This window comes from Chitinophaga varians (genome assembly GCF_014529945.1).
In the GTDB taxonomy this organism is placed as follows: domain Bacteria; phylum Bacteroidota; class Bacteroidia; order Chitinophagales; family Chitinophagaceae; genus Chitinophaga; species Chitinophaga varians.
In genome coordinates, this window is the sequence record NZ_JACVFB010000006.1 from 431440 (window position 1) to 443330 (window position 11891).

General features: G+C 49.2%; 10 protein-coding genes. 4 read left to right on the forward strand and 6 right to left on the reverse strand.

What is annotated here, in order from left to right; genetic code table 11:
- Positions 1 to 15 precede the first annotated feature (15 nt).
- Both ICL55_RS28185 and ICL55_RS28190 read right to left on the reverse strand, forming a co-directional pair.
- Positions 16 to 1689 carry a RagB/SusD family nutrient uptake outer membrane protein gene (locus ICL55_RS28185; protein ID WP_188103927.1) on the reverse strand — a complete coding sequence of 558 codons (1674 nt, stop codon included), beginning with the start codon at positions 1687 to 1689 and terminating at the stop codon, positions 16 to 18.
- Between the two features lie 11 nt (positions 1690 to 1700).
- Entirely contained in the window at positions 1701 to 4874 is a 3174-nt protein-coding gene (locus ICL55_RS28190; RefSeq protein ID WP_188103929.1) for a SusC/RagA family TonB-linked outer membrane protein, read from the reverse strand.
- Positions 4875 to 5177: 303 nt separating this feature from the next.
- Between ICL55_RS28190 and ICL55_RS28195 the strand changes: the two genes are divergently transcribed.
- The gene (locus ICL55_RS28195; protein ID WP_188103931.1) at positions 5178 to 5927 is read left to right on the forward strand and encodes a DeoR/GlpR family DNA-binding transcription regulator; all 750 of its coding nucleotides are present in this window, start codon (positions 5178 to 5180) and stop codon (positions 5925 to 5927) included.
- On the opposite strand, the gene ICL55_RS28200 is transcribed toward ICL55_RS28195, so the two are convergent.
- The 4 genes from ICL55_RS28200 to ICL55_RS28215 all read right to left on the reverse strand — a co-directional run bounded on the left by ICL55_RS28200 (position 5924) and on the right by ICL55_RS28215 (position 9927).
- A complete protein-coding gene (locus ICL55_RS28200) occupies positions 5924 to 6814 on the reverse strand; it encodes a DMT family transporter (protein ID WP_188103933.1) in 891 nt (296 codons plus the stop codon). The two genes, ICL55_RS28195 and ICL55_RS28200, sit on opposite strands and share 4 nt — an antisense overlap.
- A gap of 114 nt (positions 6815 to 6928) precedes the next feature.
- The gene (locus ICL55_RS28205; protein WP_188103935.1) at positions 6929 to 7669 is read right to left on the reverse strand and encodes a polyprenol monophosphomannose synthase; all 741 of its coding nucleotides are present in this window, start codon (positions 7667 to 7669) and stop codon (positions 6929 to 6931) included.
- A gap of 73 nt (positions 7670 to 7742) precedes the next feature.
- Positions 7743 to 8516 (reverse strand): 3'-5' exonuclease, encoded by a 774-nt coding sequence (locus tag ICL55_RS28210; RefSeq protein ID WP_078672215.1) that lies wholly within the window; start codon positions 8514 to 8516, stop codon positions 7743 to 7745.
- Positions 8517 to 8571: 55 nt separating this feature from the next.
- Entirely contained in the window at positions 8572 to 9927 is a 1356-nt protein-coding gene (locus tag ICL55_RS28215) for a UDP-N-acetylmuramate--L-alanine ligase (protein WP_188103937.1), read from the reverse strand.
- A gap of 479 nt (positions 9928 to 10406) precedes the next feature.
- Here ICL55_RS28215 and ytxJ point away from each other — a divergent pair, with 479 nt between their 5' ends.
- From ytxJ to aroQ, 3 genes are read left to right on the forward strand one after another with little or no spacing between them, the layout of a single operon-like run.
- Positions 10407 to 10739: a bacillithiol system redox-active protein YtxJ gene (gene ytxJ / locus ICL55_RS28220; protein ID WP_188103940.1), complete on the forward strand. Its 333-nt coding sequence runs from the start codon at positions 10407 to 10409 to the stop codon at positions 10737 to 10739.
- A gap of 34 nt (positions 10740 to 10773) precedes the next feature.
- On the forward strand, positions 10774 to 11343 hold the full coding sequence (locus ICL55_RS28225) for a UbiX family flavin prenyltransferase (protein ID WP_188103942.1): 570 nt from the start codon (positions 10774 to 10776) through the stop codon (positions 11341 to 11343).
- A gap of 51 nt (positions 11344 to 11394) precedes the next feature.
- Positions 11395 to 11817 carry a type II 3-dehydroquinate dehydratase gene (aroQ, locus tag ICL55_RS28230; RefSeq protein ID WP_188103944.1) on the forward strand — a complete coding sequence of 141 codons (423 nt, stop codon included), beginning with the start codon at positions 11395 to 11397 and terminating at the stop codon, positions 11815 to 11817.
- Positions 11818 to 11891: the final 74 nt, after the last annotated feature.

Genomic DNA, 11891 nt, shown 5'->3' on the forward strand with positions numbered 1-11891 from the left:
CGCCTTTGCGTGAAATTACCAGCCCGGGTTCTGTGTCAGTCTTCCTGCGGGATAGAGGGAAATCTGTCCGCTGGGGATAGGCTGGAGATAGTTTTTCGGGTCGGAGAACACGCGGGTAGCGCCGGTGAGGTAAAGCTGGATGTAGCCATTCGCATCACGGTCGAGTTTTTGACCAGCAGGTGGTGGCGGCACTTTCGCTCCTTTGGCGATATCCGGATTGGTGGTGGTGTTCAGGTTAGCGCCCAAAGACCAGCGCATGAGGTCATGATACCGGAAACCGTCCAGCATCAGTTCCACTCTTCTTTCCCGTCTGATTTCCCAGATGAGGGGCGACACATTGAAGGTGTTAGCCGGGTCATTGAACGCCACGCCATTTACACCTACCTGCTGCTCGGAACCGAGGAATTGCAGCGGGGCAATACCAGCCCTGGCACGAAGTTTATTGATGGACTTGTCCAGATCGGCCTGGCTGAAGGTGTATTTGCCCATATTGTTCAGTTCTGCGGCGGCTTCTGCATAGTTCAGCAGCACTTCCGCCAGCCAGAACAGCGGAGCGTCGGTATCGTTGTAAGGCGCTACCACATTGGCTACGGCCGCGTTCAGGAACTTGGTCGGACGATAACCGGTGGAACTTTGTCTGCCGGCCACCAGGTTGGTAGCGTAGCACAGCAGGGTATCCACGGACAACAGCAGGCGTTTGTCCCTGTTGGCACGGGTGTTTTGGAGATTATCGTCGCCTTTGTACAGTGGTGAAAGTTTAATAGGCAATCCATCTGTACAAACGAAAGATTCGATGGCGTTTTTGTTGATGCCGGACATGGTGGTGCTGCTCGTCAGGTAACCGATCAGGGAGTGGGTCAGGTAGCTGGGCACATATTTTTTGCATAACATCACTTCCTTGTTGCCGCTCAGGTCCAGGGAATTGTAGGTGGTGGTATACACGTCATTCAGCACATAGGGGCTGGTGGTGATCAGCTTCTCAGCGGCATCTTTTGCGGCGAGGAGGAACTTGTCCGCATCGGGCAGGCCTACTGTGCTATGGTATTTACGCCAGGTACCTTCGTATAGGCATATACGTGATTTAAGTGCCAGGGCCACATACTGGTTGATCGTATTTTCCTGATCTTTCACCCGCAGGTTGCCAATAGCGAAGTCCAGGTCTTTCAGTACGCTGTCCATCACCATGGTACGCGGATCGCGGCCTTTGTAGATGTAACCGCTGTCGCTGATGTCCATGGAATGGCCCAGCCAGGGTACATCACCAAATTCTTTTACCAGATTGAAATAACTCAGGGCGCGGAAGAAAGTGGCTACCCCTCTCCAGTGGTTTTTAGCCTCATCAGACATCTCTACCCGGTTTACCCGTTCCAGCAGGATATTGGCTTTGCGGATATAAGAGAAGTCCCATTTGCTATTGCCGGTGGGGATGTTAAGGGTCAGTTGCTGGATATTGGGCGCTGCCTGGTCATCTGACAGGGAGCTGAAGTAGAAATCTCCCAGGACACTGCCGTTGCCGTAACCCATGAACATTTCATAAAAAGGCCAGCTGTAAACACGGACATTGTCTTCTGTACGCCAGAAGTTATTGTCATCAAAGGTGTCGGGCAGGCCTTTGTCAACATACTTTTTGCAACCAACCGTTGCGATGATCATTAGTAATATAACGGGTATATATATACGCTTTGTCATGTGCTGCTGTTTTAAAAGTTAACCTGTAATCCGAATGACCAGGTTTTCTGGAATGGCCAGGTCCTGCCGTAAATGTTGGCTTCACCGGTAGTGATTTCCGGGTCAATGGGAACACCTACATTGGAAATGGTGGCGATATTCTGTGCACTGCCATATACCCGTACTTTCTGCAGGTGTGCACGTTTTACCAGTGCATCAGGCAGGGTGTATCCGAGGGTGATGTTTTTCAGGCGCAGATAAGCCAGATTCAGCAGGTATTTGGACTGTGGGTAGAAGTTATTGCCACCGTTAGCGGCAGCGAGGCCCAGGACCTTACCATTGGCGTTGTTCGGATAAGGGTTCGGGTATTTGGCATTTGGGTTGTCTTCCGTCCAGTAGTCCAGCTGGTGATCATAAAGAATGTCGCCGGCACGGTACAGAGGGATGGCCAGGTCGCCGGTACCCCAGTAGTTTTGCTTGCCTACACCCTGGAACAGTACGTCGAAATCGAACTGTTTGAAGGAAGTACCCAGGCGTACGCTGTATTGGTAGCGAGGCAGGGTGTTACCGATACGTTTCAGGTCTCCGTGTTCGGCCAGGGTACCTTTACCACCGTCGATGACGCCGTTGCCGTCCAGGTCTTTGAACTTGATGTCGCCGGGGCCATATTTAAAGGTACCGTCGGTCAGTTTAGACTGGTCGGGCATTTTGCTCATGTCGTCATCTTTGGTAAAGTAGCGGTCTGTTTCAAAACCCCAGATTTCACCGAGTTGTTTGCCTTGGTAGTTCTGGGTCAGCAGCATAGACGGGTTGTCCCATTCAGTCACATAGGTTTTGTTGTCCCAGAAGCTGAGGGTTCCATAGATCATCCAGTCTTTTCTCAGCGGGTAGTTGGCGTCTACGGATATCTCATAACCACGGGTACGCAGCGAGCCACTGTTCACCATAGGAGCGGCGGTGCCGAAGGCGGAAGGTACAGCCTTGCTGGTGAGCATGTCGGAGGTACTACGCTGGTACCAGTCAAAGGTTACGTTGATATTGTTATTGAACAGGCTGATGTCTGTACCAAAATCGAGTGTACGCACGGTTTCCCAGGTGAGGGATTTGGTCACGGCGGTAGGAGCGCCTACGCCGGGAGCATTGATGCCATTAACGATCCAGTTCAGGGAGCTGGTGCCCATATAAGGGATGTAATACACGCCGCCCAGGTCCTGGTTGCCCAGAGAGCCATAAGACGCACGGATCTTCATGTCTGACAGCACTTTGCTAAGCGGCTGCATAAAGTTTTCCTGGCTGATGCGGTAGCCGGCGGAGGCAGAAGGGAAGAATGCCCAGCGGTCGGCAGGAGGGAAAGAAGAAGCGCCATCATAACGGCCGTTCAGCTCCAGCAACCATTTGTCTTTGTAGTTGTAGTTTACCCTGCCGAAGAAACCAGCATAGGCACGGGCCAGATGGTAACCACTGGTGGTCATATTACCGACAGCAAGGTTAAACTCCGGTTTGGACTGGTCCAGCGGACTTAACCGGGAAGCATTGACGCCCACGGTATCTGCATCTTCAGCGTTAGCACCTACCATCACTTTGATGGAGTGGTCTTTATTCAGCTTTTTATCATAAGTGGCGTAGATGTTAAAGGTGTTCACCTTATAACGGCTGGACCTATACGCCATTTTGTTGTCGCTGGTGCCGTCTACCAGGTCTTTCAGCGGCATAGAAGCCTGCCAGAAGTCCCACAGCATTACTTTACCGCCTATCTCATGACGCATAATATTGTCGCGGCCAATGGTATAATCGGCCCGTACGTTCAGGTCTTTGGTAAGTTTCAGCGTAGCGCCCATGTTTACGCGGGTGTAGTTGTCTACTACGTCGTTCGTAGGCGCGTTGGCGATATAGCCCGGCGTATGGCGGAAATAGTTGCCTTTGTAGGTACCATAAGGGAAGTAAGCTCCCCAGCGCCACATATACTGGAAGTAGTTTTGGTACTGGTAAGGATAATCGTACTCAAAGTTACGGTACATCATTTTCAGGTCGAGGTCCAGCCAGTTGGTCACAGAGGCATTCACGGCACCGGTGATGTTGTACTTCTTCACCTGGTCCGGGTTGAGTTTCATGACCCCGCCGGTATTGTTGTAGCCGGCAGACAGGAAGTAGGATACTTTTTCACCACCTCCCTGTACGCTCAGGTTATGCACCTGTTGGGGCGACCATTTTCTGAGCATGATATCTTTTACGTCCCATACCCGGTAGAAGTAAGCCGGGCTGGTAGCGGTAGGCAGATCAAAGTCTTCGCCAGGCACCATTTCGTTGCTGGTGCGGTTGTTGGCATATTTATCCTGCCAGTTTTTAATGCCGTCACGCAGTTTGGACAGCTGCATACCGAACAGTTCGGGAGAAGCAGGGCCAACACGTTTGGCTGCATTGATGATACCGGTCAGTTCTTTTACGGGATCAGCGAAATCAGGCAGACTGGTAGGGGAGTTCCAGCCGAAGTTGTTGGAGTAGGTCACTCTTGTTGGCATGTTACGAACACCGGACTTCGTTTTGATGAGCACCACACCGAAAGCGGCACGGGCGCCATAGATGGAGGTAGAAGCCGCATCTTTCAACACAGAAACACTCTCAATATCTTCCGGGTTGATCATGGTGAGGTCTGGTGTCTCCACGTTGTCTACCAGGATCAGCGGGCGGTTACTACCGTTGATAGAGCCCATACCACGAATGTTGATGGAAGGACCGGCGGTGAGGCCACCATTGGAATACTGGATGTTGAGGCCCGGAGAGATACCCTGCAGTGCTTTGGACGGATCTGTGATCGGGCGTCCCTGCATGCTTTTGGTGACATCTACGGTGTTTACCGCACCGGTGAGGTTGGCTTTTTTCTGTGTGCCATAACCTACTACCACTACCTGTTCTAAGGAGCGTTCATCGGGCGACAGTAATATGCGCAGTGCATTTTTGCCGACGGGCACATCCTGCGGCTGATATCCGATAAAAGTGACGTGGACTACCAGAGTGCCGGCAGGTGCGTCCAGTTTGAACTTCCCTTCCGGATCGGTCACGGTACCTTTCTTACCGGCCGTTATCGTAGCCCCGATAATGGGTTGCTGATTGTTCTTGTCCAGTACGGTGCCCGTGATGATATTCTGGGCCCAGGAACTCGCATAAACCAGCAAAAAAATGAAAGTGAAAAGTAGCCTTTTCTTCATGTTTTTTAGATTTAGATGTTGGCTGTTTTAAAAGTTTTTAGTTATAACGTGTTGGAATACAGACTATTGAATCGATTTAGACAAGTGGTTACTGTTTCAGTTGGAACGCATTTTTTCGGTCGGGTACACGGGAATCTTGCATTTATTTGCGTTTTCATGCATGAAAGTAGCATAAAATATTTTGAAAAAAAGGCAATTTACAGGAAAATGCGTTTATTTAATGTGAAATAGTGCTAAAACACGCACAATCAATTTGGATTAGATTTTTCTACATTTGTGAACAAGCAAAAAATTCCCCATAGCATGTTGAAAGAAGAGCGCCAGGCGTTTATTATGAAGCAGATCAACCTGCACAACAAAGTGTTGTCAACCGATATCAGCGCCATGCTCAGTATTTCTGAAGATACCGTCCGAAGAGACCTGAAAGAGATGGCTGAAGAAGGTAAGGTATTGAAAGTACATGGCGGCGCCATCGGCCGCTCCTTCCACTATCCGTTCGATGAAGGCAATTCCGTCTATGCACAAGCCGCAAAAAAGCAAATAGCGGAAAAGACACTGAAACTGCTGAAAAATGATATGGTCATCCTCACCGGGGGTGGTACCACCATGATAGAACTGGCGAAAGCCATTCCGGTCAACCTGCGGGCCACGTTTTTTACCATCAGCCCCCTGGTGGCGTTGCAACTGGTGGAACATCCCAATCTGACGGTTATTACCATCGGCGGCCAGTTGTCCCGCAGCTCACATATTCATATAGGCGCCAGCGTTATCAACCAACTGGCGGAAATAAAAGTAGACCTCTGCCTGCTGGGAGCCAACGGCTTCTCCATACAGGATGGCATGACGGAATCCGACTGGGAAGTAGTGCAGGTGAAAAGGGCCATGCTAAGGGCTTCCAAGAAAATGGCGATCCTGAGCATCGCGGAAAAACTGAATTCTTCCCAACGCATGAAGGTATGTGACCTGAACCAGATCAACTACCTGATCACAGAACTGGAACCAGATAATCATTTTCTGGGCGCTTATCAGCACCTGGACCTGGAGTTGTTTTAAGCTGCCAGTGTCTTACCGGTTTTGTGCTGCCACGTAACCCGCGCCATTTGCAGGGCAACAGACAACACGATGCAAGCCAGTCCCGCGTAAAAAGCGTTGTTGAGGTGTTTGTTCTCGTGAAAGAGCATAAAGGCCAGCACAATGCTGTACACCGGCTCCAGGTTGAAGCAGAGGTTAACGGTGAAAGGAGAGATCTTTTTCAGCGCGTTCATGCTCAGCGTATACATACAAATGGTGCATAACCAGGCCAGTATCAGCAGGTACATCAGGTCGGAAAAGCCCGGTAACACAGAGCTGACAGGGAAAAAGTGCAGATAAAAGGGAAGGAAAAGAGAGAGTACCACCAGGCCGGTAGACAACTCGTAAAACGTAATGGTATTGGTATCAAAACGTTTGACCAACCGTTTGTTATACACTGTAAACAAGGCGGCAAACATCGCGGAAATAATACCCAGCACGATACCGGTACGGTATTGTGTATCAAAATGGAAGATCAGCAGAATGCCGAAAAGCGTCAGCATAGATAACAGCATTTCCGCCACATCAAAGCGTCGCCGGTTGATCAGCGGATCAAAAATAGCCGTAAAAAGACTGGTAAGGGAGAAACAAATGACGCCGATAGAGACGTTGGAATACTTGATACTACCATAAAAGAAAAGCCAGTGAAGGGCTACCACTATACCAGTGGCGCCTATGGGAACAATATCTTTCCAGGGGAGTTTGCGGAAGGTTCCTTGTAAGCGGAACAAGATATACATGGTAACCGCAGTGATAAGTAACCGGTACCATACCAGTAATCCTTCGTTCAGGGATATCAGTTTACCTAAGATGCCCGTAAATCCTGCAAGAAATACAGAAAGGTGCAGCTGTAAAAACGCTTTTTTCATACACACTCAGTTCGAACCCGAAAAATCGTGGTTCGCTATTCAAAATTCAGATATTTGGGTATTGCTGTGCAAGATAAATACCCAAATATCCAAATACGCCAACTATCAGATTAATTAATTGGTAACTCTTTTTTTATAATTGCGGAAAAGGCTCTGCCATTGAATTCTCAATACGCCCAACACGCCTTCTTTCACGATGCCTTTGCTCATTTTGGAATATCCTTCGCGGCGGTCTTTAAATGTGATGGGTACTTCGGCGATGGTAAAGCCCAGTTTCCAGGCAGTGAATTTCATTTCAATCTGGAAGGCATAGCCTACAAACTGTATCTGGTCGAGATTGATGGCTTCCAGTACGGTATTGCGGTAACATACAAAACCGGCGGTAGGGTCTTTTACCGGCATCCAGGTGATCATACCCACATAAATAGAAGCACCGTAGGAGAGTACAGCCCTGTCCCATGGCCAGTTTTCTGTTTTCCCACCTTTTACGTAGCGGGAGCCTACTGCCACGTCTGCACCGCCTTTGGCACAGGCGTCGTATAGGCGTACCAGATCTTTGGGGTTGTGGGAGAAATCGGCATCCATTTCAAAGATATACTGGTAGTTTCTGGCCAGTGCCCATTTGAAGCCATGGATGTAGGCGGTTCCCAGCCCCTGTTTACCGGAGCGTTCTTCCAGGAACAGTTGTCCCGGATGATCGTTTTGCAGTGATTTTACAATATTGCCTGTACCGTCAGGAGAACCATCGTCCACAATCAGGATATGGAAATTCTGCTGTAAGGAAAATACAGCGTCAATGATGTTACGGATATTATCCTTCTCATTGTACGTAGGAATAATGACAAGCTTTTCCAATTCAGCCGATGAAGTTTTGTGTACTGCGAAAATAGTTCAATTACGACGCAAGATACCTTGTTCCTGAAAAATATTACAGTTTTTTTAACATCATATTGTGATAGATTTCTGACAGTTTCTGCTTGGTATTGAGCGGAAAGTCAGCCTTCATCATCCAGTCATAGTATTGAGGCTCAGCCTTCAACACCTCTTTTACCGGACGTCCTTTGTATTTACCGAAGTTGAATACTTCCTGTCCTCCCTGCATCACGATACGACGGGCGAAGTCGATATATTCTTCTTCTTTGGTGAAGTCTGCCAGTCCGTCGATATCCTGTTGCAGGTTTTCGTAGCGGCCCAGCTGCGCTTCCAGAATCTCGTAAGTGGCCAGTGCGTCTGCTTCGGCGCTGTGTGCATTCTCCAGTTGTTTGTCGCAGTAGAATTTATAGGCAGCGGCCAGCGTTCTTTTTTCCATCAGGTGGAAAATGCGCTGTACGTCTACAAAGCGGCGTTTGGACACGTCGAATTCCATGCCGGTACGGAGGAATTCTTCCACCAGCAGGGGGATGTCGAAGCGGTTGCTGTTGTAGCCTGCCAGGTCGCAGTTTTCGAGGAACATTTTCAGTTCATTGGCCGCCTGTTTGAAGGTAGGGGCATCTTTCACATCTTCGTCTTTGATACCATGGATGGCAGTAGATCCGGCCGGAATAGGCATTCCGGGGTTGATGCGTTTTACTTTGGACTGGGTGGTTTTATCAGGAAATACTTTGATAATAGCGATTTCAATGATACGGTCTGTGGCCACATTCGTACCCGTCGTTTCCAGATCAATTACGGCCAATGGCCTTTTGAGGAGCAAAGAAGGCATTATATTTTGAAATTTAGATATTTAGAGATTTTTTGATTTGCGCAAAGGTAGCGTATTATTTGTGTAGCAGCTTCTTTAGCGACGGGAAATCCAGACCATCATAGGTTCCGGAGCTCATCAGCAGCAGATTGGCCTGGTGATAGTCCTGTGCTTCCAGGAAAGCTTCCAGCTGTGCGCGGTCGCTGAATATGTGGAGGTCGCTGCGTCCGAATTTCTCCCGGATCAGCGCCGGCTCCAGGTCGGGCATGCGTTTGATTTCCAGCGCATGTTTGCTGTAGTATACGGCCGCCACATCAGCGGGGTCCATAGCGCCCTCGTATTGCGACAGGAAGCTGGCATTGAGGCTGCTGTAGGTGTGCAGCTCCAGGACGGCAATCAGCCGGCGGTGGGGAAACTGCTGCCGGGTGGCTTCCATGGTAGCTTTCACTTTGGAAGGCGCATGGGCAAAATCGCGGTAGATCACACTGTCTTCACTTTTGGCCACCAGTTCCAGCCTTTTGGCTGCGCCTTTGAAAGAGGCAATGGCGGTGAGGAACTCCTCATCAGACAGTCCCAGCTCGTTGCACACCAGTTTGGCGGCGTGCATATTGAGCAGGTTGTGCTCCCCAAATACAGAGAGGTCTGCAAAACCTTCGTCGAAAAACACACGGGTAACGCCTTCCCGGATCATGTGGATCGGGGTGGTGTAAGGCACCAGGCGCAGGTGACGGCCTTCGGCGGCCACGAGGCTGTTGAGCTCCGTATCTGAACTGTTATAGATCAGTGCGCTGCCGGCTTCCATCTGGCGGATAAAAAGGGCAAACTGTTCTTTATAAATATCGTAGGTAGGGAATACGTTGATGTGGTCCCACGCAATGCCGGTCAACACGGCGATCTGCGGGTGCAGGAAAAGGAACTTGGGCCTTTTCTCGATCACGGAAGCGGGGTATTCATCGGCCTCGCAGACGATCAGTGGGGCGTCGGTGACGTTGACGGACTGGCTAAAGCCTTCCAGTTTGGCGCCCACGAGATAATCGAACTGACGTTGGTTGTATTGTAATACATGCATGATCATGGCGGTGGTAGTAGTTTTACCATGACTACCGCCAACGGCTACCCGTGTTTTATTTTTGCTTTCCTGATAGATGTATTCCGGGAAAGAATAGATATTGAGTTGTAGTTCACGGGCCCGGACCAGTTCGGGGTTGTCTTCCCGGGCGTGCATGCCCAGGATCACCGCATGGATGTCGGGAGTAATACGGGCGGGGTCCCAGCCGATGTTATCGGGTAAAATACCTGCCTGGCGCAGGTTGGACAGTGCCGGTTCAAAGATTTCGTCATCACTGCCGGTTACTTCATAACCTTTTTGTTTGAGTGCGATGGCCAGCTGGTGCATTACACTTCCACCTATTGCGATAAAATGTACCTTCATAACTATTGGGTTATCTGGACATTTGGTTATTTAGTTATTTGATTGACGGATTTTGGAATTTTTCGATGTTGAGATGTGGGGGATAATCAACCAAACTGGTAAACAGTTGTTTAGAAAATAGATCCTTTTTACATTCAACATCAGAAAATTCCAAAATCCGTAAATCAAATTTTAAAATTTTAAAATATCCAAATAAACAAATGTATTGTTGTTTTTTTTAATGCATTTTTTATATTTGCAAAATAACGTTACAAAAGACGATTAAAAAAGTTGTCGTTATCATAAATTCCTATGAAATTTCGTTTACCATTTAAATTTTCTCCCATGAAATCGTATGTAAGAATTTTGGGCTGCGCCGGTATGGTTTGTATCTTTGCAGCTTTCTTAACGTCCTGCGCAAGCCGCCAGAAATTAGGATGTCCGATGAGAGGGATGGCTAAGGCACCTGCCGCGACGCACAATAAAATGAGCTAATAACAATGAATTGGAAAACGTTAACCAGTGAGGAACAGCTGCTGGAAATCAATGAGGCGTCAGCACAGCAGCCAATAGTTATTTTCAAGCACAGCACGCGGTGTTCTATCAGCTCTATGGCTAAATCCCGGCTGGAACGTGCGGCAGCTCCGGAAGGGTTAACGTTTTATTATCTGGACCTTTTGGCGCACCGCGACCTCTCCGGCAGGATAGCGCACCAGTATCAGATACCCCATGAGTCTCCCCAGGTACTGCTCATCCGTAATGGCGCCTGTATCTATGATGAGAGCCATAACGGCATCAACATGGATGAGATTGCCGATCACCTGAACGGATAATAAACTAGCTTTGTGCTATATATCGTATAGCACCATGAAACATCGTATAGTAGTAGCAGTTACCGGCGCCAGTGGGTCTATCTACGCCAGGCAGTTGCTGAATAAGCTGCATGCCGCGGCCGACCAGCTGGATGAAGTAGCCGTTGTCATGACCGAGAATGCCAAAACCGTTTGGCAGACAGAACTGAAGAATGAAGATTACCGTCAGCTGCCTTTCCGCTTTTATACGCAACAGGACTTCCACGCTCCTTTTGCTTCCGGCTCCGGAAGATTTAATACCATGATTATCTGCCCCTGTTCCATGGGTACATTGGGACGTATCGCTACCGGTATCTCCAACGACCTGATCACCCGGGCGGCCGATGTAGTACTGAAAGAAAGGCGCAAACTGATCTGCGTGGTCAGGGAAACGCCCTATAATCTGATGCATATCCGTAATATGGAGACGGTCGTACTGGCCGGCGGCATTATCTGTCCCGCCACACCCTCGTATTACAGTCTGCCTGCCACCATCGAAGATGTGGCTGCCACTGTGGTAGACCGTATCATCGACCTGGCCGGCGTGGAACAGCAGACGTTCCGCTGGGGCAGCGACCATAAATAATACACCGGATTAATTATCTTCGTCGTTCATCAATTTACTTTCATCAATATCATGAAGATAGCCATCATCAACGGGCCTAATCTCAACCTGCTCGGCAAGCGGGAGCCCGGTATCTACGGCAGCGAATCTTTCGAGGATTATTTCCAGCAGCTGCAAAAAGCTTTTCCGGCAGTGGAATTCAGCTATTTTCAGCACAATGTGGAAGGGGAGATCATCAACTATCTCCACCAGACCGGCTTTTCCCATGATGGTATCCTGCTTAACGCCGGCGGCTATACGCATACTTCCGTGGCCATCCGCGATGCCATCGCCGCCATCAAAACACCGGTGATAGAGATCCATATCAGCAATGTATACGCCCGGGAAGAATTCCGGCATACCTCCCTCATCGCACCTAAATGCGTGGGTTCCATCTGTGGCCTGGGCATGAAAGGATATCGTCTCGGGGTGGAATATTTTGTTTCCCAGGGCTAAAGCCCCGGGCGAAGATGTTGTTCAGGCCCTTTATTAAAAAGGACCTCCTCCTGATAAAAAAATTGACAGCGGCC